27 protein-coding genes are annotated in these 22,912 nt (G+C 63.0%); 21 read left to right on the forward strand and 6 right to left on the reverse strand.

Annotated features, from left to right (window positions below):
- Positions 1-108: 108 nt before the first annotated feature.
- The gene (locus tag FPZ08_RS11335; protein ID WP_146290122.1) at positions 109-663 is read right to left on the reverse strand and encodes an RNA polymerase sigma factor; all 555 of its coding nucleotides are present in this window, start codon (positions 661-663) and stop codon (positions 109-111) included.
- Positions 664-771: 108 nt separating this feature from the next.
- Between FPZ08_RS11335 and FPZ08_RS21965 the strand changes: the two genes are divergently transcribed.
- Positions 772-948, forward strand: a complete 177-nt coding sequence (locus FPZ08_RS21965; RefSeq protein ID WP_186766953.1) for a hypothetical protein — start codon at positions 772-774, stop codon at positions 946-948.
- Positions 949-1,084: 136 nt separating this feature from the next.
- Here FPZ08_RS21965 and mnmA read toward each other — a convergent pair whose 3' ends face one another.
- The gene (gene mnmA / locus FPZ08_RS11340; RefSeq protein ID WP_186766954.1) at positions 1,085-2,236 is read right to left on the reverse strand and encodes a tRNA 2-thiouridine(34) synthase MnmA; all 1,152 of its coding nucleotides are present in this window, start codon (positions 2,234-2,236) and stop codon (positions 1,085-1,087) included.
- A gap of 244 nt (positions 2,237-2,480) precedes the next feature.
- On the opposite strand from mnmA, the gene FPZ08_RS11345 reads away from it, so the two are divergent.
- The 6 genes from FPZ08_RS11345 (at position 2,481) to FPZ08_RS11370 (ending at position 9,201) form a co-directional block, all read left to right on the forward strand.
- Positions 2,481-3,995 carry a flagellar hook-length control protein FliK gene (locus tag FPZ08_RS11345; RefSeq protein ID WP_146290123.1) on the forward strand — a complete coding sequence of 505 codons (1,515 nt, stop codon included), beginning with the start codon at positions 2,481-2,483 and terminating at the stop codon, positions 3,993-3,995.
- A gap of 12 nt (positions 3,996-4,007) precedes the next feature.
- A complete protein-coding gene (locus FPZ08_RS11350) occupies positions 4,008-4,733 on the forward strand; it encodes a flagellar hook assembly protein FlgD (protein WP_146290124.1) in 726 nt (241 codons plus the stop codon).
- 177 nt (positions 4,734-4,910) lie between these two features.
- Positions 4,911-5,189, forward strand: coding sequence for a CtrA inhibitor SciP (gene sciP / locus FPZ08_RS11355; RefSeq protein WP_035102845.1), 279 nt, complete (start codon positions 4,911-4,913; stop codon positions 5,187-5,189).
- Positions 5,190-5,600: 411 nt separating this feature from the next.
- Complete coding sequence (locus tag FPZ08_RS11360) at positions 5,601-6,794, forward strand: multidrug effflux MFS transporter (RefSeq protein WP_146293101.1); 1,194 nt, start codon at positions 5,601-5,603, stop codon at positions 6,792-6,794.
- A gap of 465 nt (positions 6,795-7,259) precedes the next feature.
- A complete protein-coding gene (locus tag FPZ08_RS11365) occupies positions 7,260-7,601 on the forward strand; it encodes a hypothetical protein (protein WP_146290125.1) in 342 nt (113 codons plus the stop codon).
- A 10-nt stretch (positions 7,602-7,611) separates the two neighbouring features.
- The gene (locus tag FPZ08_RS11370) at positions 7,612-9,201 is read left to right on the forward strand and encodes a hypothetical protein (protein ID WP_146290126.1); all 1,590 of its coding nucleotides are present in this window, start codon (positions 7,612-7,614) and stop codon (positions 9,199-9,201) included.
- A 133-nt stretch (positions 9,202-9,334) separates the two neighbouring features.
- Here FPZ08_RS11370 and FPZ08_RS11375 read toward each other — a convergent pair whose 3' ends face one another.
- Positions 9,335-9,952 carry a glutathione S-transferase family protein gene (locus tag FPZ08_RS11375; RefSeq protein WP_146290127.1) on the reverse strand — a complete coding sequence of 206 codons (618 nt, stop codon included), beginning with the start codon at positions 9,950-9,952 and terminating at the stop codon, positions 9,335-9,337.
- 157 nt (positions 9,953-10,109) lie between these two features.
- Here FPZ08_RS11375 and fliF point away from each other — a divergent pair, with 157 nt between their 5' ends.
- From fliF to FPZ08_RS11415, 9 genes are all read left to right on the forward strand, one after another.
- Positions 10,110-10,811, forward strand: coding sequence for a flagellar basal-body MS-ring/collar protein FliF (gene fliF / locus FPZ08_RS22790; RefSeq protein WP_342780128.1), 702 nt, complete (start codon positions 10,110-10,112; stop codon positions 10,809-10,811).
- Between the two features lie 28 nt (positions 10,812-10,839).
- The gene (locus tag FPZ08_RS22795; protein ID WP_342780129.1) at positions 10,840-11,742 is read left to right on the forward strand and encodes a flagellar M-ring protein FliF C-terminal domain-containing protein; all 903 of its coding nucleotides are present in this window, start codon (positions 10,840-10,842) and stop codon (positions 11,740-11,742) included.
- 5 nt (positions 11,743-11,747) lie between these two features.
- Entirely contained in the window at positions 11,748-12,836 is a 1,089-nt protein-coding gene (gene fliG / locus FPZ08_RS11385; RefSeq protein ID WP_146290128.1) for a flagellar motor switch protein FliG, read from the forward strand.
- Between the two features lie 3 nt (positions 12,837-12,839).
- Positions 12,840-13,493: a FliH/SctL family protein gene (locus FPZ08_RS11390; RefSeq protein ID WP_146290129.1), complete on the forward strand. Its 654-nt coding sequence runs from the start codon at positions 12,840-12,842 to the stop codon at positions 13,491-13,493.
- Positions 13,494-13,552: 59 nt separating this feature from the next.
- A complete protein-coding gene (gene fliN, locus FPZ08_RS11395) occupies positions 13,553-13,843 on the forward strand; it encodes a flagellar motor switch protein FliN (RefSeq protein WP_246132904.1) in 291 nt (96 codons plus the stop codon).
- A gap of 11 nt (positions 13,844-13,854) precedes the next feature.
- Positions 13,855-15,222: a sigma-54-dependent transcriptional regulator FlbD gene (flbD, locus tag FPZ08_RS11400; protein WP_146290131.1), complete on the forward strand. Its 1,368-nt coding sequence runs from the start codon at positions 13,855-13,857 to the stop codon at positions 15,220-15,222.
- A 205-nt stretch (positions 15,223-15,427) separates the two neighbouring features.
- A complete protein-coding gene (gene flhA / locus FPZ08_RS11405; protein ID WP_146290132.1) occupies positions 15,428-17,557 on the forward strand; it encodes a flagellar biosynthesis protein FlhA in 2,130 nt (709 codons plus the stop codon).
- Between the two features lies 1 nt (position 17,558).
- Positions 17,559-18,506, forward strand: a complete 948-nt coding sequence (locus tag FPZ08_RS11410) for an aminoglycoside phosphotransferase family protein (RefSeq protein ID WP_146290133.1) — start codon at positions 17,559-17,561, stop codon at positions 18,504-18,506.
- A gap of 1 nt (position 18,507) precedes the next feature.
- The gene (locus FPZ08_RS11415) at positions 18,508-18,792 is read left to right on the forward strand and encodes a putative quinol monooxygenase (protein ID WP_246132632.1); all 285 of its coding nucleotides are present in this window, start codon (positions 18,508-18,510) and stop codon (positions 18,790-18,792) included.
- A gap of 42 nt (positions 18,793-18,834) precedes the next feature.
- Here FPZ08_RS11415 and FPZ08_RS11420 read toward each other — a convergent pair whose 3' ends face one another.
- Positions 18,835-19,032, reverse strand: coding sequence for a DUF2934 domain-containing protein (locus FPZ08_RS11420; RefSeq protein WP_146290134.1), 198 nt, complete (start codon positions 19,030-19,032; stop codon positions 18,835-18,837).
- A gap of 101 nt (positions 19,033-19,133) precedes the next feature.
- Between FPZ08_RS11420 and FPZ08_RS11425 the strand changes: the two genes are divergently transcribed.
- A complete protein-coding gene (locus FPZ08_RS11425; RefSeq protein ID WP_146290135.1) occupies positions 19,134-19,517 on the forward strand; it encodes a VOC family protein in 384 nt (127 codons plus the stop codon).
- Positions 19,518-19,546: 29 nt separating this feature from the next.
- Here the strand turns inward: FPZ08_RS11425 and FPZ08_RS11430 are convergent, their stop codons facing one another.
- Together FPZ08_RS11430 and FPZ08_RS11435 are read right to left on the reverse strand one after the other, a co-directional pair.
- Positions 19,547-20,248: a glutathione S-transferase N-terminal domain-containing protein gene (locus FPZ08_RS11430; RefSeq protein ID WP_146290136.1), complete on the reverse strand. Its 702-nt coding sequence runs from the start codon at positions 20,246-20,248 to the stop codon at positions 19,547-19,549.
- Between the two features lie 4 nt (positions 20,249-20,252).
- Positions 20,253-20,864, reverse strand: coding sequence for a LysE family translocator (locus FPZ08_RS11435; RefSeq protein ID WP_146290137.1), 612 nt, complete (start codon positions 20,862-20,864; stop codon positions 20,253-20,255).
- Between the two features lie 160 nt (positions 20,865-21,024).
- On the opposite strand from FPZ08_RS11435, the gene FPZ08_RS11440 reads away from it, so the two are divergent.
- The 4 genes from FPZ08_RS11440 (at position 21,025) to FPZ08_RS21970 (ending at position 22,884) form a co-directional block, all read left to right on the forward strand.
- Complete coding sequence (locus tag FPZ08_RS11440) at positions 21,025-21,243, forward strand: BrnT family toxin (protein WP_342780130.1); 219 nt, start codon at positions 21,025-21,027, stop codon at positions 21,241-21,243.
- Positions 21,203-21,460 (forward strand): BrnA antitoxin family protein, encoded by a 258-nt coding sequence (locus FPZ08_RS11445; protein ID WP_146290139.1) that lies wholly within the window; start codon positions 21,203-21,205, stop codon positions 21,458-21,460. Before FPZ08_RS11440 ends, FPZ08_RS11445 begins: the two co-directional genes overlap by 41 nt.
- Positions 21,457-21,915, forward strand: coding sequence for a GNAT family N-acetyltransferase (locus FPZ08_RS11450; RefSeq protein WP_146290140.1), 459 nt, complete (start codon positions 21,457-21,459; stop codon positions 21,913-21,915). The genes FPZ08_RS11445 and FPZ08_RS11450 overlap by 4 nt, the downstream gene beginning before the upstream one ends.
- 300 nt (positions 21,916-22,215) lie before the next feature.
- Positions 22,216-22,884 carry a PRC-barrel domain-containing protein gene (locus FPZ08_RS21970; protein ID WP_186766955.1) on the forward strand — a complete coding sequence of 223 codons (669 nt, stop codon included), beginning with the start codon at positions 22,216-22,218 and terminating at the stop codon, positions 22,882-22,884.
- Positions 22,885-22,912: the final 28 nt, after the last annotated feature.

The raw sequence follows: 22,912 nt of genomic DNA on the forward strand, positions 1-22,912 counted from the left end.
AGGCCGCCATGCCAGCCGCCAGCGCGCGCTGCTTCGCTTCGGCACGCGGATCGGGCGCGGATGCCCCTTTGAGCCTCTTCAGTGGATCGTCATGCATATTGTCATCGCTCATAGCAGCCCCCTCAGGGTCTTGCGCGCCTCATGCACATGCCAGGAGACCGTGGCCTCGCGCACGCCCATGATTTCGGCCGCCGCCGCATGGCTCAATTCCTCCGCATAGACCAGCAGCACCGCGTCGCGCTGCTTTTCCGGCAAGGTCCGCACCGCTGCCCAGAGTTGCCGGCTGGTGGCCGCTTCTTCCTGCTCGGCCGGTTGGTCCTCGGGCGCTATTTCGGCATAGGCATCGGCATATTTGCCCCGCCTCTTGCCCGCCCGCTGCATGTCGCGCACCGCATTGAGCGTGATGCGATAGACCCAGCTCGAAAAGGCGCTGCGCCCGTCAAAGCCCGCTATGGCGCCGCCCAGCTTCACGCAGACATCCTGCGCCACATCCTCGGCATCGGCGCGATTGCCGCACCATTTCCAGGCCGTGCGATGGATCAGGTCATAGTGATCCTCGATCAGCTCGGCGAAGGCTTCGGCATCGCCATTCTGCGCGCGCACGACCAGCGCCCGCGTTACCGCCTGCGCCGCCTCGATCGGAGCTGCGGCAGTCAGTCCCATCACCAAGCCATGCACCCCGTGCCTACCTTTGGCGCTATTGTAATGGTAAGACGGCGCCCGAAACGCGATCCTTGGGTCGTATGCGCAGATTTATTTTTGAGGCCGATCATGGACGAACCCAAGCTGAGCCCTTTCGCACTGACCCGCTCGCGCATCGTCCTGCTGGTGCTTGGCGCCATCCTGGTGCTGATCGCCATCTCGACCGCCATGGGCGGGCTGACGTCGTATCAGGAACTCAAGGAAGCCAGCGCCGCGGCAGCGCAGGCGGAGACGCCGGCACAATAGTGCCACGCCCTCGTGGTTCGAGGCTCGCGAAGAGCTCGCACCTCACCATGAGGGCTACTGGGAACTCGGCGTATCAACAGCCCTCATGGTGAGGTGCGCTTCTTCAGCGCCTCGAACCACGAGGGCGTGGCACCAGCTAAGCCGCAAAGACCTGCGGCACGGCCTCGGCGATGAAGCCGCCGCCCCAGACTTCGGACGTGGCGGTATCGTCGGCATAGAATACGCAGGCCTGGCCCGGCGAAATGCCGTATTCGCCACTGACCAGCGTCACATAGACCTCGCCATCCCGGCTCTGGATCACCGCCGGCTGCGGGCCGCGCGTCGAGCGCACCTTGACCTCGACCGGGGCGCCATTGCCTTTGCTCATCTCGCCAAGCGGCCTGGCGCCCAGCCAGTTCACGTCGCGCAGGCGCACCGTATGGGTCTTGAGCGCCTCGCGCGGGCCGACGATGACGCGGCCTGTCTTGTGTTCGAGCTTGATGACATAGAGCGGCTCGCCCGCGGCCACGCCCAGCCCCTTGCGCTGGCCAATCGTGTAGTTGACGATGCCCTCATGCGTGCCCAGCACGCGGCCATCGAGATGCACGATCTCGCCCTGCGCCACCGCTTCGGGATGCATCTTGCGGATGATGTCGGCATACTTGCCCTGCGGCACGAAGCAGATGTCCTGGCTGTCATGCTTGTCGGCGATTTCGAGGCCCATGTCGCGGGCCAGTTCGCGCACTTCGGCCTTGCCCATGCCGCCCAGCGGGAAGCGCAGGAAATCGAGCTGGCTCTGCGTGGTGGCAAACAGGAAATAGGTCTGATCGCGCTCGGCATCGACCGGCCGGAACAGCTGCCGCCGTCCGTCTTCGCCAAGCCGGGACTGGACATAATGGCCGGTGGCCAGAACATCGGCGCCGAGATCGCGCGCCACTTCCATCAGGTCGACGAACTTGACCGACTGGTTGCAGGCGATGCACGGCACCGGCGTCTCGCCCTGCTGATAGGCATTGGCGAAAGGCGCGATCACGCTCTTCTTGAAGCGCTCTTCATAGTCCAGCACATAATGGGGAATGCCCAGAGCCGCCGCCACGCGGCGCGCATCGTGGATATCCTGCCCGGCACAGCACGCGCCCTTGCGATGGGTGGCTTCGCCATGATCGTAAAGCTGCAGGGTAACGCCGACGACGTCATAGCCCTGGCGGGCGAGGAGGCCCGCGACGACCGAGGAATCCACGCCCCCCGACATCGCGACGACGACGCGCGTGTCTTCGGGACGCTTGGCAATATCAAGCGAGTTCAGCATCTTTCCAGTATCCGGTTGGGTTCAAGGGCCAGCGGACGAATTGAATTCGGGCTTCTACGCCTTTCCCCCGCCCCTCGCAACATTTGCCCGGCAGCTTTTGCCGCCTGCGCCATCCGGATGCCTGGCCGATGGCCTTGGATTAGAGTCAACCTATTGAATCAGAACATCTTTTCGTTTCGGCCCGACTTGGCATCCCGCTTGCATCGTCCTTGTCGGATTAGTCTCTTTGCATGGGGCCGCCTTCGTGGCATCACATCTGACCGTTACGACCAGCACTGCCGGCGTCAGCAACAGCAAAAGCCTGAGCGCCCCTGCGGGTGCCGAAGGCCCCATGGATGTCTTTGCGGCTTTGCTCGGCACGGCCGCCCCCAAGACGAATACGGATACGTCGAAATCGTCCGAAGCCGGGCTTGGGCCCGGCAACCTGGTCAACCTGTCGCTCGGCTTCGGTGAAAAGGGCAGCCAGGAGAACGAGACCACCGACGCCGTGGCAGCCGCCATCGACGCGGTCGTGCCCTTCCCGGGGGCGGCGGAGGCCGTGCCTGTTCTCGCCGATATCGCCGACACGCTGGCCGATCTGCAGGCCAGGCTCGATGCGGGCGAGCCGCTTGATCCCGAAACGCTGAAACAGCTCGAAGCCGCGCTGGCCGACCTGGCGACGGCGCTGGATATCGACCTCGATGCCCTGCCCTCGCTCGATGACCTCACCGCGCTCGTCACCGACATCCAGCCCGACGACACCAGCTTTGCCGCCCGCCTGACCGCCGCATTCGGTCCCATGGCCGAGACCCTGTTCAGCGGCTCGGCCGCGCCCGAGGCCGATGCGGACCTGTCGGCGCTGATCAAATCGATCGGCGAAAAGCTCGCGGCTTTGCTCTCCGCGCTCAACAATGGCGAGCTTGAGGCGGACCAGCTGGCGCAGCTCGAACGCGTCGCCAATGCCGATACCAACCTCGAAGCCGCCCTGGCGCGGCTGCTCAAGCCCACGCTCGCCGTCGATGCCAGCGCTGCGGCGCCGGCTTTCGCGACGCCCGAGCTCAAGCTGACCGAACCCGCGCTGACCGGCAAGGCCAGCGCCACCCCGGACACTGCCGAAACGCCTGACGCACCGAAGCCGGCAACCCCAATTGCCGATGCCAGTGGCAAGACCCCCGATCGCGGCAATGACACCGCGGCAAACGACAAGAAGCCGGTCGATCATCGTCCGCTCGCCGCCGCGGTCGACAAGCAGCCCGACGCCCAGACCGCCCCGCAGCCGGCCCAGGCCGCCCGCGTCGATATTGTGGCGGCGCCGCGCGTGGTGCAGGCCGGCTACCAGACCAGCCAGCAGCAGCTCAACCTGCCGCAACTGGCCTTCGAGATCGTCCGCCAGGCCAATGACGGCAATACCCGCTTCCAGATCCGCCTCGATCCGCCCGAACTGGGCCGCATCGACGTCAAGCTGGACATCGACAAGGGCGGCCAGGTGCATGCAAGGCTGACCGTGGAAAAGGCCGAAACGCTCGACCTGATGCAGCGCGACCAGCGCGGCCTGGAACGCGCTTTGCAGCAGGCCGGCCTCGATGGCGCCAAGACCAATCTCGAATTCTCGCTCAAGCAGAACCCGTTCAGCGGCGGGCAACAGGGGCAGGACGGCAGCGATGGCCGCCACTCGCTCTTCGGCGACGAGGTCTCGGCCGATGCCGATGACACACCACCGCCCACAGTCAACCTCTACCGCGGCAGCCTCAGCGCCAGCGGCGTCAACATTATCGCGTAAGGAGCAGGTGCCATGGCAGTCAGCGGCGTCTCCGGGAATTCCACCAGCCAGATGGCGAGCTCGCGCTCGACCATTGCGGACAATTTCGACACGTTCCTGAACATCCTGACCACCCAGCTCAAGAACCAGAACCCGCTGGATCCGCTGGATACCAACCAGTTCACCGCCCAGCTGGTGCAGTTCACCGGCGTCGAGCAGCAGCTCAAGACCAACGAGTTCCTCGAAACGCTGATGCTGTCGAGCCAGAATACCGCCAAATCCGACGCCGTCTCCTATATCGGCAAGGAAGTGACCTCGTCGGGCAAGACCGGCGAACTGACCGACGCCAATGCCGTGTTCTGGGCCTATAGCGCCGCCGCCAACGCCGCCAATGCCACGGTCACCATCAAGGATGCCAAGGGCCAGGTGGTCTATACCGAAACCGGCCCGCTCGCCGCCGGCCCGGGCACGTTCCGCTGGGATGGCATGGGCAGCGACGGCAATCTGAAGCCGAACGGCGTCTATTCCATCGACATCCAGGGCAAGGATGCCAATGGCCAGATCGTCAAGATCAGCACCGCCTCGATCGGCATCGTGACCGCGGTCGACTTTACCGGCGACGTGCCGCTGCTGACCGTGGGCACCCGCCGTGTGGCGATCACCGACGTGACCGACGTTCGCATCCCCGATGTGACCGCGCCGCCCGACCCGACCCCGGAGGAGCCGGCCCCCGAGGAGCCGGAAGAAGACGCGGCCTGACCGCAGGTCTTTTCATCAGACACCCTCGCCTGGCGGGGGTGTCCGCATTTCCGGCATCTGAATCAATGCCTTGAAATCCCAGACCATTCTTAACCTGTTGTAAGTTTCCCCTTAGTCGAATTTTAAGGCCGTTGGCCTACTCTCTTCCTCATATGGTCAGGTTGAGTAGAGAGTAAAATGACCGTACAGATGCGACCTCGCGTTAAGTACGTTATCGGACCGGACGGTAGTCCGCTCACGATTGCAGACCTTCCCCCCGCCAATACGCGGAGGTGGGTCATCCGCCGGAAAGCCGAAGTCGTCGCTGCTGTGCGCGGCGGGCTGCTCAGCCTCGAAGAGGCGTGCGACCGCTATACGCTCAGCGTCGACGAATTCCTCAACTGGCAGGCCGCCATCGACAAACATGGCCTCGCTGGTTTGCGGACCACCTGGATTCAGCACTACCGAGAGGGGTGAGGCGCGACCCGTAGGGACAAATCGTTCCGGTGGAACGATTTGAGCGTCGAACGCCCTGAGCCTTGCGAAGGGTCGGTAGCTGGATTCAGTACAGTTTCAAAGCCCGCCGGGGAAACTCGGCGGGCTTTGTGTTTTGAACATTGGACTGGCGGTATGGGGGTGGAAGGGGACTGTCTGGTTCTGGCGTAAATGAGCCATAGCCTGCCCTTGTCGCCAAAAGCCTATATTGACCAGATACAGGTGACGGCCTACCAATTGCTGCATGACGATTGAACAAGGCTTTGTTGTAGTAGGTGGGCGCATGGGCATGGCAGCGTAGCTGTCAAGCGAAAGCACCCATGCGCGGTCAATCCAGCCCCAAACGGGGCTTTTTTATTGCCCGTCCACTCTTCAAGTTTAGCGGTCATCATTGTGCGAACTGCATCATCCAAGCCCCGTCTTTCGACACTGATCCTGTTGTCGGCCCTCGCCATTCTACCGATCAATTTCTTTCTCCCATCCCTGCCAGGCATGGCCACCGAGTTCGATGTCCCCTACGGGATCATGGGCCTGTCCCTGGCAGCCTATGCTGGGGTGTCGGCATGCCTTCAACTTGTTCTTGGTCCGCTTTCTGACCGGCTCGGTCGCCGCCCGGTGATCCTTTGGGCACTGGCGATTTTCATCGTCGCGACGATCGGATGCGCCATGGCTCCCGATGCCTGGACCTTCCTCGCCTGCCGGATGGTCCAGGCCATAATTGCCCCGACATATGCGGTGTCGCTTGCCACCATCCGCGACACCACCAGCAGGGAGCAGGCCGCAGGTCAGTTTGGCTATCTGGCCATGGCGTGGGCCATAGCGCCCATGCTCGGGCCAACGGTTGGTGGACTACTGGATCAGGCGTTCGGTTGGAGAGCCAGCTTCTATATGCTCGCATTCTTCGGAGCTGCGGTTCTGCTCCTGTGCTGGAGCGATCTGAACGAAACGAACCGCACGCCGTCGAACACGATAGCCGAACAGTATCGGGCCTATCCTGAACTTCTCGGCTCGAAGCGCTTCTGGGCATACTGCATCTGCATGGCCTTCTCGGTTGGTGCCTTCTACGCCTTCCTTGCCGGTGCCCCGCTGGCTGCCTCGGCCTTTGATCTGTCGCCAGCGGTTCTGGGTCTTTACATGGGCTCGATTACCGGTGGCTTCATGGCCGGCAGCTTTCTCGCCGGGCGGCTTGCCGGCAGGATACCCGTGACCACCATATTGGTTGCCGGACGGATCGTAGCCTGCGCCGGCCTTCTGTTCGGCTTCGTCCTGTATGTTGCGGGCATCGGGCATGTGCTGGCATTGTTCGGGCCCTGCCTGTTTGTTGGCGTGTCGAACGGCCTTACGCAACCGAGCGCTAACGTTGGAGCGATTTCTGTGCGCTCGACCCAAACGGGAAGTGCCGCCGGTTTGGCCGGTGCGATTACAGTCGCTGGTGCCTCCATCATGGCTGCGTTCGCGGGCGCGGTTTTGACCGAGGAGAATGCTCAACCTGGCCTGTTCCTCGTGATGTTAGCCTCAGCGGCCATTGCCCTAAGCGCAGCCCTACTCGCCCGAAATCTCGAGAGCACTGCGCCCAGTTCAACATAGTCGAGGCAGAACCCGCCAATGTCTGTTCAATCCTCCGCACATCCTGTCGCTTCGGTTCTCAGCGTGGTCGTCCATGATGCCAACGTGCTTTTGGTTCGGCGCATCAATCCACCTGATGCCGGAAAATGGGGCTATCCTGGTGGTTGGGTTGATCCAATCCTTGCCGCGTTCCGGACCGCCCGCGCACCAACGTAGCTTATGGCTGCTTGGGGGGTGGATAGCTGCCATTCAGACAAAGAGACGCCAATGGCAGCTACGCACCAACAGAGGACATTGGCATGTCTGCGCCGCGTCCGACCTAGACATACGGTTATCTCCGGGAATGCTGTGGCTCCGGTCACGGCCGGCGGCAGCACGATCCGGCATACTATCGACACGAACGTCTCGACTCCCGGACAAGAGAATTGACAATCATTTAGAGCGCTTTAACTTCCAGCATTGTCATGCTCCCTGCAAGAGGTCCAGATGCAAGTTCCGAGTACCTTGGTAGGTGAAGAAGCTGTCCTTCTTGAGATAGTCGAAGCGTTGCGAGGGGCAGGTATCAAGGGGCCGCTCGACGTGAAGCAAGACTCGAGCCTTAGCAGCTTGAGCTTTGATCTAGGCGTCGTGGCCACGATGGTGTCGATCATTGAGGTAGGTATCTTCTCCGTCACCATGTCGGCGACAATTTTCAACGCGCTGAAAAAGAACCAGGGCACTCATATTGAGATTCGCCTCGCCAACGGAAAGCGGGTCACTTTCTCGTCTTCCGAGGCCCTTACTAGCGAGCAGATTAAGGACGAGTTGGTTCTGCTACTGGGTCAGTAGGCGAATCTCGTTGAAGAAGACAAGACTTAACTTCGGCACGTACGATCCTCGTTTTTTAGGAACCCAAGTTTACCTCGACACGCCAGAAGCGGTCGAGGTTTTCCACGATTTCTACCTGCGAAAGAAGGTTTATCAGCACGATTTTGAGGATCCTGAATCGATCAATGCCGTATGGCTTGGTAGCGTCATCGAGCATGAGACCCGACATTATCACGACGCGTTAATCAGCCCGTACTCCTCGAAGCTTCTGCGGCTTCGGGTCGAGATCATGGCCAATTTCGATCAGATATTTCATGAGCTGACCGCTTTCGGCATTGTTACGGGCTCTAATTGTATGCCTGTGCCCCTGCAGACATGGTTGGAGGTTCCGGCGGCAGAGCGACGCGCCAGAATAAATGAACTTGAGGCGACAGGCTTTTTTGGGCCGGGGCTTCGTCCGTTCCCTTTGCCTGTGATCCCCAATCAAATTGCTTCGCCAGCCCCCTTGAGAGGCCACGATCCCGAAGTCCCCTTCGACTATGATATCTACCCACCACTCGAAATACATGAATCTTTGCGGGTCGATCCATCGCATGTCCTCCCCAAAAAGCTCTACACGCCCAGGTTCATATATCGGCTCACGGCTATCAAGGAACACTACGACCAAATCGATCATTTACTTCGCGGTGCCCCTTGGACGGAGACCTTCCAACCGTGGCAGGTCTTTGAAGCCTCAGCAGTCATGGTTCAGATGAAGGCGGCGCACGAATCCTGTACCGGACTGTCCCCGCTCGAGTTTCTTGCAAGCCTCGACAAGGCCAGTCCGCGATATACGCAGGGCATCGCCCCCTTCTTTCAATGCGATCAATCCGACCTACCGAGGGTCCCTCGAGCGATCCTGCTATGCGCCACATGGGCAATGTTGGCAGGGACCGTCCTCGGCAAATACATGAAAGACTGGACCACTGAGGACCTTCACGGTGCTCCGGGGCCTCGATTCAGCGCGGCATTGTCCTACTGTCGACAGTTTGGCATGCCGGCCCTAACGCAGCGAGCATCGGCTTTCTTTGCCGCTCTTGACCAGTACTACGGCTGCCCGACCTGGCAAGAGAATCTTCAACTATCTTTCGCGCTAGACGCCAACCTTGCCGAGAAGCTATCCTCATCACGCTCGGACAAGGCGAGCGCCGCCGCGAACGCGTCTATCGACGCGTTTTTGTCATTTGTAGACACTCGACGTCAGCTGTTTGAGAACGGCTTCGACCTGGAGCGGTACGTGGACCCCCACGAGTACTTGCCGCTGGCCAACACCCTTCCCCTACCTCCGATGCTAATTCACCTGGATAGGCTGGGCTGGGATCCCGACGAGTTCGATAGACGCAACGCGAAAGCAGGCTGGATGGCCGTCGATTCGTTGGACACAAATCTCGGACCGATCGTCTCTCGTGTACTTGCTCCTCATCCGACGCGGCCACCCGACGAGTTGAGAAAGTTCTGGCACCTTTTCAATTCCCTTCGTGAAATCGACCACCTCTTCTGCCGACACCATCGCAAGGAAACGCGCGAGGTGCCCTTCGGGTCGATGATGGGAAGCGAAAGGTTCCAGTGGTTAGAAATCTGACGAGGGGCTGCGGCGTTCGGATCGGGTCGTACTGTCCGCTTTGGGCAGAGGCGGCGGTGCGGATGCGAAGCGCCAATGGCAGGAACGGGGGTCGGAAGCTGCCAATGAACACCAGTGCGCGATATCGTAATCGCTACGGCGTCTCCGGTCCCATCCACCTCGCCCCCGCTTCCCGGCTCATCAGGCGCTCGTAATAGTCCGCCACGGCTGGCAATTCCTTCTTTTCGACCGCTATCGACATCCAGCGATGTACCGACAGGCCAAGCGCGATGTCGGCAATGGAGAAGCCGGCGCCGATATAGCCCGTATTGGCGCCAGCCAGGGCGGCTTCCAATATGTCCATCTTGAGCGTCCACCGGGCCATGGAATCCGCGATCCTGGCCGGATCGTCATAGCCGGGTGTCTTGCGGATCAGTGCATTGACGGCATAGCCCCAGGGTGGATTGAGTTCGCTGGCCTGCCAGCCCAGCCATTGCAGCGCCAGCGCCCGCAATTCGAGCTGTTCGGGCAGAAGCCCACCCTCGCGCTCGGCCAGGTAGATCAGGACGGCATTGCTTTCCCACAGCACGAAATCGCCTTCGATCACCACCGGCACCTGGCCATTGGGATTGAGCGCGAGGAATTCGGGCACTTTCGGGTCGCGCAAGGGCAGGCCCCAATCCTCCCGTTCATAGGCCAGCCCCAGTTCATCGAGCGCCCACAGCACCTTGCGCACATTGATGGACGTCACCCGCCCCAGCACTCTCAGCATGAATTCATCCTTCTTTTACCCCGCCCGGCATTTTCTGCCGGAATTCGCAAACTGCAACCGGGAGTTAAGACAATCTTTACCATCCGCTAGGTAATTTTTGCCCAGCGGTCGCCACGCAGTTTGCGTCGGCATGGCCACCCCTGAATAGAGTGCCGGCGTGGACAATCTTACCCAGCTGATCAACCGCATAGGCCTGCCGCGGCTGGCCGCAATGGCGGTAGTCGCCATCCTCATGCTCGGCTTCTTCGGCTTCCTCGTCATGCGGGCGCAGACCCCGAATCTGTCGCCGCTCTATAGCGGGCTGAGCCTGGAAGACTCTTCGGCAATTGTGACCGAACTGCAGACGCTCAACGTGCCCTACGAGCTGCGCGGCGACGGCGACACCATTCTCATTCCGCGCGACCAGATCACCACGGTCCGCATGACCCTGGCCGGTTCCGGCCTGCCGCAGCGCGGCCAGGTCGGCTACGAAATCTTCGACGAGCAATCGACGCTGGGCGCCACCAGCTTCGTGCAGAACATCAACAATGTCCGGGCGCTGGAAGGCGAACTGGCCCGCACCATCGCTTCGCTCACCCGCATCAAGTCGGCCCGCGTGCATCTGGTGCTGCCCGAGCGCGAACTGTTCCGCCGCGAACGCACCGATCCGTCCGCCTCCATCGTCCTGTCGGTGCGCGGCGAACTCTCCTCCGGGGAAATCCGCGCCATCCAGCATATGGTGGCCGCTGCCATCGAGGGCCTGACGCCAACCCGCGTCTCCATCGTCGACGACCAGGGGGAACCTGCTGGCTTCGGGCAATGGCGACGATGCCGAAGGCGCCCTGGCCGGGGAAGCCGCCGAACGCACGCTGAGCTTTGAAAACCGCCTGCGCACCCGCGTCGAGGACATGCTGGCCAATATCGTGGGCGCCGGCCGGGCGCGCGTCGAGGTCAGTGCCGAGATCGACTACAATCGCTCGACCACCACCCAGGAAACCTTCGACCCGGAAAGCCAGGTCGTCCGCTCCAGCCAAATCCGCGAGACCGAAAATCTCAGCGCCGGCGCCAATGGCCAGGTCACCGTGGCCAATGAACTGCCCGGCGCCAGCCAGAATAATGGCGCGGCCGGCCCGACCGAACAGGGCACGTCGAGCGAGGAAGTCACCAATTACGAGATTTCCAAGACCACCCAGACCGCCGTTACCGAAGCCGGCGCCATCAAGCGCCTGTCCGTTGCCGTGGTCGTGGATGGCGTCTATGCCGCCGCGCCCAATGGCGATCCGGTCTATACCCCGCGCAGCGCCGACGAGATCGCCCAGATCCTGACGCTGGTCCGCTCGGCGGTCGGCTATTCCCAAGCGCGCGGCGACAGTGTCGAAGTCGTCAACATGCAGTTTGCCGAGCGCCCCGAACTGGCCGTGCCCGGCACCGATGCGACTGGCGGCCTGCTCGATTTCACCCGCGACGACGTGATGAACGGCGCCGAAATGGCCGTGACCCTGCTCATCGCGCTGGCCCTGATCTTCTTCGTCATGCGCCCGCTGCTCAAGAAGGTGCTGACGCCCGAAACCCAGGCTTTGGCTCTGCCCAGCGGCGCCGAACTCGGCCATCACGGCGTGCTCGCCGCCGATGGCCAGGTCATCACCGACGAATCCGACGAGCCGCGCGACAAGACCCCTGCCTGGGTCGCCAATGCCAAGTCGATGGGCGAGACCCAGCTCCAAACCCTCAAGACCGTCGGCACTCTCGTCGAAGAAAATCCCAAGCAGGCCGCGCTGATCGTGCGCGACTGGTTGGGTAGCGCAGCGTAACCGCCATGGCCCTTGTTTCCCAATCCGCCGAAACCTCCGACCTGCCGACCCAGGTCGCCTCCGGCAAGCAGCTTATCGTTGGCGACGCCACCAACCAGCGCCTGCTCAAGGGCGACGAAAAGGCGGCCGCGCTCCTGTTGGCGCTCGGGCCTGACTATGGCCGGCCCATTTTCGACGAGCTGGACGAACTCGAGGTCAAGCAGCTCAGCCGCGCCATGGTGCGTCTGGGCCCGATCACCCAGGAAATGCTCGACGACCTGATGGTCGAATTCGTCACCACCATCTCGTCCAATGGGTCGCTGTCGGGCAATACCGACTCCACCGAACGCCTGCTGCTGAGCTTCCTCAGCCAGGACAAGGTGGACGCGATCATGGAAGAAATCCGCGGGCCGGCCGGCCGCAACATGTGGGAGAAACTCTCCAACGTGCAGGCCGACGTGCTCGCCGCCTATCTCAAGAACGAATATCCCCAGACCATCGCCGTGGTGCTGTCCAAGATCGCCACCGACCATGCCAGCAAGGTTTTGGCCGTCCTGCCCGAGGAACTGGCGATGGACGTGGTGCAGCGCATGCTCGGCCTCGACCCGGTGCAGAAGGAAATCCTCGAAAAGATCGAGACCACTTTGCGCACCGAATTCATGTCGACGCTGAACCATTCCAAGCGCCGCGACAGCCACGAGCAGATGGCCGAAATCTTCAACAGCTTCGACCGCCAGACCGAAGCTCGCTTCATCACCACGCTGGAAGAGCAGAACCGCGACGATGCCGAACGCATAAAGGCGCTGATGTTCACCTTCGAGGACCTGGCCAAGCTCGAATCCTCGGCCATCCAGACCTTGCTCACCAAGATGGACAAGAAAGAACTGGCCATGGCGCTCAAGGGCGCCAACGAGACGGTCAAGGAGACCTTCTTCAAGAACATGTCGGGCCGTACCGCAAAGCTGCTCAAGGACGACATGGAAGTCATGGGCCCGGTGCGCCTCAAGGACGTCGACGAGGCGCAGGGCCGCATGGTCTCGACCGCCAAGGATCTCGCCGCCAAGGGCGAAATCCTGATCATGAAGTCCAAGGCCGACGATCAGATGGTGGCGTAACCCATGGCACAGCCCGCCCGCTTCACCTTCGACCTGGACCTCGGCAAGCGCACCACGCCCATGGCGCCGCCCGAGCCGACCATGCCCGAGCGCCTGGTTGCCGAACTGCTCGCCCAGGCGCGCGAGGAGGCCTATGCCGAAGGCGTGGCTGCCGGCGAGCGCAACGCCACGTCCATTGCCGCCCAGACGCTGGCTGCCGCCGCGGCGACGCTGGCGACCCAGAGCGCCGAAATGGCCGCAGCCCTCGACACTGCCGCCGAGCAGGCGCAGCGCGAAGCGGTCGAGCTGGCCGCCAGCATCGGCCGCAAGCTGGCTTTGCACCTGCTGGCGCGCTACCCCTCGGTGGAGCTCGATGCGCTGATCGCCGAATGCATGCAGAGCCTCAATGGCGTGCCGCATCTGGTGGTGCGCTGCCACCCCGACATTGCCAACGGCATCCGCGATATCGCCACCGCCCATATGCAGACATCGGGTTTTGCCGGCCGGCTGGTGGTGATGGGCGATCCCGAACAGCGGCTGGGTGACGGCCGACTCGAATGGGTCGATGGCGGGCTGGTGCGCGATATCGGCGCCATCGCAAAGGATATCGACCTCAAGATTTCAGCCTATCTCGCCGCGCGCAGCGGCCAGTCCAGACACGAGGAGAGCGACCAATGAGCGCTTCCGAACCCGGCGACGACGACATCACCACCCAGGAGAGCATCTCCTTCGAGGAAATGCTGGCGCCTGACCGCGATGATGGTCCCGAGGCGCATATCGAGCGCAACGCCGCCGACCTCGAAGCGGTGTTCGACGTTCCCGTCCGCATCTCGGTCGTGCTCGGCCGCACCAAGATGCCGGTCAGCGAATTGCTGCGCCTCGATACCGGCACCGTCATCGAACTCGATCGTCAGGTCGGCGAAGCCGTCGAGATTTTCATCAATGAACGCCTCGTCGCCCGCGGCGAAATCGTGCTGGTCGAAAACAAGCTCGGCGTCACCATGACCGAAATCATCAAACCACAGTAGGGGAGTAGAGGATGCGTCTGCTCATCATCGGAGCCCTCGAGGGCCAACTCAGCACCGCCACCAAGATGGCGATGAATGGCGGTGCCAAGGTGGCCCATGCCCCCTCGGTCGAGATCGCGCTGGCCGCCCTGCGCGCCGGCCGCGGCGCCGACCTGCTGCTGGTCGATGTCGTCATGGATATTGCCGGGCTGATTGCCGGGCTCGAAGCCGAGCGTATCGCCATTCCGGTGGTGGCCTGCGGCGTCGAGGCCAATGCCGCTGCCGCCGTCAACGCCATCCGCGCCGGGGCCAAGGAATATATCCCCCTACCCCCCGATGCCGAGCTGATCGCCGCCGTCATCGCCGCTGTGGCCCGTGACTCGTCCGAATTCCTGTTCCGCGACCCGGCCATGGAACGCGTCGTGCGCATGGCCGACCAGATTGCCGGTTCGGATGCCTCGATCCTGATCACCGGCGAGAGCGGCACCGGCAAGGAAGTCATCGCCAAATACGTCCATGCGCGGTCCAAGCGCGCCAACAAGCCCTTCATCTCGGTCAATTGCGCCGCCATTCCCGAAGCCCTGCTCGAATCCGAGCTGTTCGGGCATGAGAAGGGTGCCTTTACCGGCGCCATCGCCCGCCGCATCGGCAAGTTCGAGGAGGCCTCGGGCGGTACGCTCCTGCTCGACGAAATCAGCGAAATGGACGTGCGCCTGCAGGCCAAGCTGCTGCGCGCCATTCAGGAGCGGCTGATCGATCGCGTCGGCGGCGGCAAGCCAGTGCCGGTCGATATCCGCATCCTCGCCACCTCCAACCGCAATCTCGGCGAAGCCGTGCGCGAAGGCAGCTTCCGCGAGGACCTGCTGTTCCGCCTCAACGTGGTCAATTTGAAGCTCCCCGCTTTGCGCGACCGCCCGGGCGACATCACCGCGCTTTCCGAACACTTCGTCGGCAAATATGCCAAGGCCAACGGCCTGCCGCCGCGCGAACTCTCGGCCGAAGCGCGCACCACTTTGCTGAGGGCGCCGTGGCCCGGCAATGTGCGCGAGCTGGAAAACACCCTGCACCGCGCCGTGCTGCTGTCCTCCGGCGACATTATCGGCCCTGAAGCCATCGTGCTGCCCGACGGCATGGGTCTGGCCGAAGCCGCCGCCGCCAATTCGCTCTCGGCCCAGCTCGCCCAGACCGCGCAGACCATGTCCGCCGCCCTGGTCGGCCGCACCGTGGCCGATGTCGAACGCGACCTGATCCTCGATACGCTGGACCACACCTTGGGCAACCGCACCCATGCGGCCAATATATTGGGTATCTCGATCCGCACCCTGCGCAACAAGCTCAACCAATATGCCGACGAAGGCACGAATGTGCCCGAGCCGGGTGAGAGGCGGGGCGCGGCTTGAACCACCAACCGCTCACCACCCACCGGATCACCCCTCTCCCCTTGCGGGAGAGGGTGGTTTCGTGCGCGTTCAGCGGACGAAACCGGGTGAGGGGTTCTGCGCCATCCCATGCTTCAATGATCGTGGATAGCGCAGGACCCCTCATCCGCCCTTCGGGCACCTTCTCCCGCAAGGGGAGAAGGGGGGCTCAGCGCAGGACTAGACCATGACCGACGTTCCCACCAGCGCCCGCCCTAGCTTCAAGGTTCCATCCGCTGCGTCGGTCTTCGACCTGCTGCGCTCGGGCGATATCGCGCTCGCCGCCGGCGTTATGGGCCTCATCGTCATCCTCATCGTGCCGATGCCGGCTTTGCTGGTGGATGGTCTGCTGGCCATCTCCATCGTCTTCTCGGTGATGATCCTGATGACGGCCCTGTTCATCCAGAAGCCGCTCGAATTCTCGGCCTTCCCCACGGTTCTGCTGATCGCCACGATGCTGCGGCTGGGCCTGAACCTGGCCACGACGCGCCTGATCCTCAGCGAGGGCCATAACGGCACGGCCGCCGCCGGCCACGTCATCGAAGCCTTCGGCAATTTCGTCACGCGTGGCAATTTCGTCATCGGCACGGTGATCTTCATTATCCTCGTGATCGTGAATTTCATCGTCATCACCAAGGGTTCCGGCCGTATCGCCGAAGTCGCCGCCCGCTTCAGCCTCGACGCCATGCCCGGCAAGCAGATGGCCATCGACGCCGATCTCTCGGCCGGGCTGATCGATGAAGACACCGCCAAGCGCCGCCGCGCCGATCTCGAAGGCGAAAGCGCCTTTTTCGGCAATATGGATGGTGCCAGTAAATTCGTGCGCGGCGACGCCATTGCCGGCCTCATCATCACCTTCATCAACGTCGCCGCCGGCATGTTGATCGGCATGATGCAGGAAGGCCTCAGCGTCCAGGAAGCCGGTAGCGTCTATACACTGCTCACCATCGGCGATGGCCTCGTCTCCCAGATCCCGGCGCTGATCGTTTCGACCGCCGCCGGTATCCTGGTCTCCAAATCCGGCGTCACCGGCTCGGCCGACAAGGCTCTCTCGGCCCAGTTCACCGGCTATCCGCGCGCTTTGGGCATGTCCTCGGCCGTCATGGGCGCCCTGGCCTTCCTGCCCGGCATGCCGATGCTGCCCTTCCTGGCCCTGGCCGGTGGCGTCGGCTACGTGGCCTGGCGCGCTGCCCGAACCAAGGACGTTCGTGATGCCGAGGCCGCGACCAAGACGGCGCTGGATGCGGCCGTCAGCCAGCCCAGCGCCGCTGCCGCGGAAGCGCCGATCACCGACAGCCTCAGGATCGATGAACTCAAGCTCGAGCTCGGCTATGGCCTGCTGAGCCTGGTCAAGGAAGACGAGAACGGCTCGGACCGCTTGACCGAGCAGATCAAGGCTTTGCGCCGGCAACTGGCGCTCGAACTGGGCTTCGTCATGCCGCCGGTGCGCATTCTCGACAACATGCAGCTCGAGCCCAATGTCTATAAGGTCCGCATCAAGGAGGTCGAAGCCGGCACCGGCGAGATCTATGCCAACCAGCTCATGGTCATGGACCCCTATGGCAACCAGATCGACCTGCCCGGCACCCATACGACCGAACCCACTTTCGGCCTGCCCTCCACCTGGATCGAGCCGGCTCTGCGCGACGAGGCCGAATTGCGCGGCCTCTCCATCATCGATCCCTCGACCGTCATTTCGACGCATCTGACCGAAGTGCTCAAGGCCAATGTCGCCGACCTCTTGAACTACGCCAATGTGCAATCCTTGCTCTCGGGCCTGCCCAAGGAGCAGCAGAAGCTGGTGGAAGATATCGTGCCCGGTCTCATTTCGGTCTCCGGCGTGCAGCGCGTGCTGCAGACCCTGCTCAACGAACGCATTTCCATCCGCGATCTGTCGACCATTCTCGAAGGCATTGCCGAAGTGGCCGGACCCGGCCGTTCGGTGCAGATGATATCGGAACATGTCCGCAGCCGCCTCGCCCGCCAGCTCTGCGCCGCCAATCTGGGGCCCGACGGCAACCTGCCGCTGCTGACCCTGGGCCCGCAATGGGAGCGCGACTTTGCCGAGGCCATGGTCGGCGATGGCGACAACCGCCATCTCGCCATGGCGCCCAGCCGGTTGCAGCAGTTCATCGGCGCCATCCAGACCGCCTATGAGCGCGCCGCCCAGCAGGGCGAACTGCCTGTGCTCATCACCTCGCCATCGATCCGCCCGCATGTCCGCTCCATCATCGAGCGCTTCCGCCCGCAGACCATGGTGATGAGCCAGAACGAGGTCCATCCGCGCATTCGCCTCAAGACCGTCGGGAGTGTCTGACATGGCCGACAATGTCCGGTTCCCCGTTCCCGACATTGTCCGCCGCCGCGCCGAGGTCGAAGGCCTGCCCGGGCGCGACTGGCTGGCCTCGCTCGACGACAACCTGCACGAGCTGGAGCATGACTGGGGCCTGACCATCGGCCAGGCCATTGCTGGCGGCAGCACCGCCTTCGTCGCCGAAGTGGTCGATACGGCCGGGCAAATCTCGGTCATCAAGGTCTCGACGCCGGGCAGCGCCATCGGCCGCCGCGAAGCCGAAGTGCTGACCGCGGCCGGCGGCAAGGGCTATGTGCAATTGCTCCGCCACGACCCCGCGCGCCACGCCATGCTGCTCGAACGGCTCGGCGCGCCGCTCCACGAGTTCGACATGCCCTATAGGGACAAGATCGACATCCTGTGCGGCACCCTGCTGGAAGCCTGGATGCCGGTGCCATCAGGCGCCGCCTACACCACCGGTGTCGACAAGGCCAACAGCCTCGCCATGGCCATATTGGAAAGGTGGCAGCAGCTCGGCCGCCCCTGCTCGCAGGCCGTGCTGGACACGGCCCTGATGTATTGCCGCGACCGCGCCGCCGCCTGGCGGCCCGAAAATGCCGTGCTGGCCCATGGCGACCCACACCCGGCCAATATTCTCGAAGTGCCCGAAACCGACGGGCGGCGGTGGAAATTCATCGATCCTGACGGCCTCGCCATCGAGCCGGCCTATGATCTGGGCGTGCTGCTCCGTGCCTGGCATGAAGGCATTGCCGGCCGCCACGCGCATGACATTGCCCGCAGCCATGCCCGGCACCTGACCAGCCGCACCCAGGTTCCCGCCGAGGCCATCTGGCAATGGGGCTATATCGAGCGCCTCTCCACCGGCCTGCATTTGATGGAGCTGGGCGAAATGGAGCAGGGCCAGGCGTTTCTGACCGTGGCCGAAGCGCTGACGCAGCCGGAGGGCCACTGACTTGGCCGGTCGCGTGCTGCTCGATGGCTATATGGAGGTTCCGCCCGAACGGCTCGCGGCGGTCACCAGCGCCTTGCCCGCCCATATCGCCCTGACCCGCGCCGAGCTAGGCTGCCTCGCCTTTGACGTCGTCCCAAGCCCCGACGATCCCGGCCGCTTCCTCGTTTCCGAGATATTCAGCGACCAGGCCGCCTTCGACGCACATCAGGCGCGCGCCAAATCCTCCGCCTGGGCCGAGATCACCGCAGGCCTGCACCGCCATTATACTGTCCGCACCGAACGCTAGCCGCAGATCAACTCCGCCCGAAAGGCCGCAGAGCCTGTCCTGTCAGTGCGTCGGCAATCCGGCAGGCGGTGTCGGCTGATCGACTTCTGCCGCTTCCTCAGACGTATCGACATCAGCTTCTTCGTTCAGTTCGCGCTCGGCACGGTACCAGTAGGCGTGATCCTGCCCCTCTGGCGCCCCATCGCGTTCCCATAGGGCATAGGCGCGGGCACGGATATCATTCTCGTGTGGCGTGTGCATGCTGATCTCCTCCATGACCAGCCATAACGGCGCAGGTCCGGCCATGGTTGCGGAACCGCGCCGCCCACGTCGCGTTCTGCCCACAACCAACGAGGTTCCCCATGTACAAGCCTGCCGGCCACAACAGCCTTTCGCCCTATCTTATTGTCGAGAACGCCCAGGTGACGCTCGATTTCATCGACGCCGTGTTCGGAGCCAAGCCGGAAATGGTCCATCGCATGCCCGATGGCAGCATCGGCCATGCCGAAGTGCGCATAGACGACACCATTCTCATGGTCGGTCAGATGCCTGATGGCGCCACCGGCGCCCATGTCCACGTCTATGTGCCCGATGTCGATGACAGCTTCGCCCGCGCTAGAAACGCGGGCGGCAAGGTCGTGCAGGAGCCGGTGCAGAAGGATGATCCCGACAAGCGCGGCGGCGTCACCGACCCCTCAGGCATCACCTGGTGGCTAGCCACCACGCAGGGCGTCAACAAGCAATAGACCGCTGCCGATCTTCGGCGGCCGATCGATCAGCTGCGCGCCGGGATTTCCAGCCCGCGCTGCACGGCCGGCCGGGCCAGGCCGCGTTCCAGCCAGGCCGGTACGTTCCTGAGGCTGGCATAGTCCACCAGCTCGGCCGCGCCGTAGAAGCCGACGAGGTTGCGTACCCAGCCGAGCGTGGCGATATCGGCGATGGAATAGTCGTCCATGATCCAGTCACGGCCGGCCAGCCGGTCTTCCAGCACACCGAGCAGGCGTTTGGATTCGGTCGCATAGCGGTCGCGCGGGCGCTTGTCCTCATAGGCCGCGCCGGCGAATTTGTGGAAGAAGCCGAGCTGCCCGAACATCGGCCCGATCGCCGCCATCTGGAACATCACCCACTGGATGGTCTCGTAACGCTGCGCCGGATCGGCCGACAGGAACTTGCCTGATTTCTCGGCCAGGTAGATCAGGATGGCGCCTGACTCGAACAAGGCCAGCGGCTTGCCGCTAGGTCCGTTGGGATCGATGATGGCTGGGATTTTCCCATTGGGGTTCAGCGCCAGATATTCCGGGCCCCAGGTCTCGTTCTTGGTGATGTCGATCAGGTGCGGCTCATAGGCCAGCCCGGTCTCTTCCAGCATGATCGAGACTTTCACCCCATTCGGCGTCGGCAGCGAATAGAGCTGGATCACGTCGGGATTGGCCGCCGGCCAGAGTTTGGTGATGGGAAAACCCGAAAGGTCGGCCATTAGTCTATCGCTCCGTCAAAGCCAGTTTCGCGCCGAGCAGCACGAAGGCGCCGGCAAATGTGCGGCGCATCCATAGCATGATCGCTGGCTTGGAAATCACCTGTCCACGGATCGCGGCAGCGAACAGTCCGTATGCTGCAAACACCACAAAGGTCACCACCATGAAGACACCGCTGAGCTCCAGCATCCGCATGACCCCATTGGGCGTGCTCGCCGGCACGAATTGCGGCAGGAAGGCAAAAAAGAAGATCGAGAGCTTGGGATTGAGGATATTGATCAGGATCGACTCCACGATCACCTTGCCCGCCGATTTCTCCACCCGGTCCGCCTCGACGCTCAGCGCCCCGGTCTCCTTGAGCGTCGCCCAGGCCATGTAGAGCAGGTAGATCACGCCGAGATACTTGATGATCTCGAAGGCCAGCGCGCTGGTATGCAGGATTGCCGCCAGCCCGGTAATCGCCGCCAGCATATGCGGCACGATGCCCAGAGTGCAGCCGAATGCCGCCCACAGGCTGGCTCTGCGGCCCCGGCTCAGCCCTGCGGCAATGGTGTAGAGCGCGCCGGTGCCGGGCGAAATCACCACGATCAGCGTGGTGACGAAAAATTCGATGCTCACGTCCTTGCCTCCAGATCCAACCGCAATCGCAGCCCGCCATTTGCCCGCCCTTCTCTGCGTCGCGCAACCCCGTTGAAGTTTCGTTTTTCTGTGGCTACATTAAAGCATGCGTCTGAGCTTCGACCCCACCAAGCGAGACCGTACGCTTGCGGAAAGAGGCTTGGACTTCGCCGCTGCCGCCGAAGTTTTTGCCGGTCGAACCTATGACAAGCAGGACGACAGGTTTGACTACGGCGAGCTACGCATGATCACCGTCGGCCATATGGCCGGTCGAATGGTTGTTGTGGTCTGGACGCAACGCGGCGACATAAGACACATAATTTCGATGAGGAAGGCCAATGAGCGCGAGCAAGCCCGGTACGCCCAATTTCTCGCCTGATCCGGATGATGCACCTGAACTGGACGATGCATGGTTCGAATCTGCGGACCAGCATGACGGTGGTAGCTTGGTAAAACGCGGCCGACCCGCGCTGCCCCATCCCAAGAAGCACCTCAACATCAGGCTCGACGCTGACGTCGTCGATCGCTTCAAGGCCTCCGGCCCCGGCTGGCAAAGCCGGATGAACGATGTCTTGCGCAAGGCTGTCGGCCTGTGACCCCCATCACCATCCTCATCGTTCCGCCCTTTTCCACCCTCTGCAACGCTGCCTTCGCGCTGCGGCGCGAGGTCTTTGTCTGGGAACAGAAAGTGCCCGAGGCGGAGGAGAATGATGCCGACGACATCACCGCCACCCACTTCGTGGCCATTGCCCAGGGCGAGGTGGTCGGTACGCTTCGGCTGATCGACAAGCCGGAACACATCAAGATCGGCCGGGTGGCAGTGCGGCAATCCTTCCGCGGCCACGGCATTGCCAGGCAGATGATGCTGGCGGCCATGGAGCATGCCCGTGCCCAGGGCCGCGATCGCTTCTACCTCACCGCCCAGTCCGACAAGCTGGGCATGTATGAGAAGCTGGGCTTCGCCGCCTTCGGGCCGGAATTCCAGGATGGCGGCATGCCCCATCGCGCCATGCGCAGCTATGACCGCGACACGGCCGCATTAACCAGTTAGCAGCCTCTTAAGCCTGTTGCCCGTCGATAGGTCCCTTGCCCCGCCAATTGCGCTATTGTCAGCGATGTCGGGAGGCCTGCGCACCATGTTGCGCGGCGCCCAGCACAATACCGCCAGGGAGGCGGAGAAGGCCGGCCTCGTTGCGAGAGCCGGCCTTTTCAATTGATCCGCGACAAATCGGCCCGGAACGTCTGCGCTTGTCGCTGCGTTGTCGAGACATCATGGGCCGCACGATGCGCCACCTGCAAGTTTTGCACCGCGCGGCCCGTTCACCTCAACGATGAACCAATGGAGCCTACTATGATCCGCACCCTTCTGGCCACTACGGCCCTCGCTGCGTTGCTCGCCACCGGCGCCATCGCCCAGGACGCCGCGCCTGCCGATCCGGCTGCGCCGCCCGCCACCGAGGCACCCGCCGAGCCGGCCGCGCCGGCTGAACCTGCAGCACCCGCTGAGCCTGCTGCCCCGGCCGAACCCGCCGCGCCGGCCGCTCCCGCTGCCACCGACGTTGCCCCGGCCGGCGATGTCGAGTCCGGCGCCGTGGAAGAAACCGAGGTCAACGAACCCTGGGATATGTCGGCTGGCTATGTCGCTGCCGATACCGATAATCTCGGCACGCGCCTGATCGGCCAGCCGGTCTATTCCAGCGCCGGTGACGATGCCGAGGAAATCGGCAAGATTTCCGACCTGGTCTTTGATGAAAACGGCCAGATCACCGCTGTGATCATCGGTGTCGGCGGCTTCCTCGGCATCGGCGAAAAGGCCGTTGCGGTGGACTTCCAGTCGCTCGAATTCACCGTGGCTGCCGACAATACGGAACGCTGGGTCGTGCCCACCACGGCCGATGCCCTGACCGCCGCCCCGGACTTCGTCTGGGAGGAAGATGAGCCGGCCGATGCGGCCACCGACCCCATGGCCCCGGCCGATCCCATGGCCCCGGTCGAGCCGGCTGCTCCGGCAACCAACTGATCCCTCGCGGATTGTTTCTGGAAGGGCC

Source organism: Devosia ginsengisoli, assembly GCF_007859655.1.
Classification (GTDB): domain Bacteria; phylum Pseudomonadota; class Alphaproteobacteria; order Rhizobiales; family Devosiaceae; genus Devosia; species Devosia ginsengisoli.

Bases quoted from the DNA above. Each gene is read 5' to 3' on its own strand.
- FPZ08_RS11335 (WP_146290122.1), bottom strand. From the start codon at position 663: ATGGGACTGACTGCCGCAGCTCCGATCGAGGCGGCGCAGGCGGTAACG.
- FPZ08_RS21965 (WP_186766953.1), top strand. From the start codon at position 772: ATGGACGAACCCAAGCTGAGCCCTTTCGCACTGACCCGCTCGCGCATC.
- mnmA (WP_186766954.1), bottom strand. From the start codon at position 2,236: ATGCTGAACTCGCTTGATATTGCCAAGCGTCCCGAAGACACGCGCGTC.
- FPZ08_RS11350 (WP_146290124.1), top strand. From the start codon at position 4,008: ATGGCAGTCAGCGGCGTCTCCGGGAATTCCACCAGCCAGATGGCGAGC.
- sciP (WP_035102845.1), top strand. From the start codon at position 4,911: ATGACCGTACAGATGCGACCTCGCGTTAAGTACGTTATCGGACCGGAC.
- FPZ08_RS11365 (WP_146290125.1), top strand. From the start codon at position 7,260: ATGCAAGTTCCGAGTACCTTGGTAGGTGAAGAAGCTGTCCTTCTTGAG.
- FPZ08_RS11375 (WP_146290127.1), bottom strand. From the start codon at position 9,952: ATGCTGAGAGTGCTGGGGCGGGTGACGTCCATCAATGTGCGCAAGGTG.
- FPZ08_RS22795 (WP_342780129.1), top strand. From the start codon at position 10,840: ATGCTGGCCAATATCGTGGGCGCCGGCCGGGCGCGCGTCGAGGTCAGT.
- fliG (WP_146290128.1), top strand. From the start codon at position 11,748: ATGGCCCTTGTTTCCCAATCCGCCGAAACCTCCGACCTGCCGACCCAG.
- FPZ08_RS11390 (WP_146290129.1), top strand. From the start codon at position 12,840: ATGGCACAGCCCGCCCGCTTCACCTTCGACCTGGACCTCGGCAAGCGC.
- fliN (WP_246132904.1), top strand. From the start codon at position 13,553: ATGCTGGCGCCTGACCGCGATGATGGTCCCGAGGCGCATATCGAGCGC.
- flbD (WP_146290131.1), top strand. From the start codon at position 13,855: ATGCGTCTGCTCATCATCGGAGCCCTCGAGGGCCAACTCAGCACCGCC.
- flhA (WP_146290132.1), top strand. From the start codon at position 15,428: ATGACCGACGTTCCCACCAGCGCCCGCCCTAGCTTCAAGGTTCCATCC.
- FPZ08_RS11410 (WP_146290133.1), top strand. From the start codon at position 17,559: ATGGCCGACAATGTCCGGTTCCCCGTTCCCGACATTGTCCGCCGCCGC.
- FPZ08_RS11420 (WP_146290134.1), bottom strand. From the start codon at position 19,032: ATGCACACGCCACACGAGAATGATATCCGTGCCCGCGCCTATGCCCTA.
- FPZ08_RS11425 (WP_146290135.1), top strand. From the start codon at position 19,134: ATGTACAAGCCTGCCGGCCACAACAGCCTTTCGCCCTATCTTATTGTC.
- FPZ08_RS11430 (WP_146290136.1), bottom strand. From the start codon at position 20,248: ATGGCCGACCTTTCGGGTTTTCCCATCACCAAACTCTGGCCGGCGGCC.
- FPZ08_RS11445 (WP_146290139.1), top strand. From the start codon at position 21,203: ATGAGCGCGAGCAAGCCCGGTACGCCCAATTTCTCGCCTGATCCGGAT.
- FPZ08_RS21970 (WP_186766955.1), top strand. From the start codon at position 22,216: ATGATCCGCACCCTTCTGGCCACTACGGCCCTCGCTGCGTTGCTCGCC.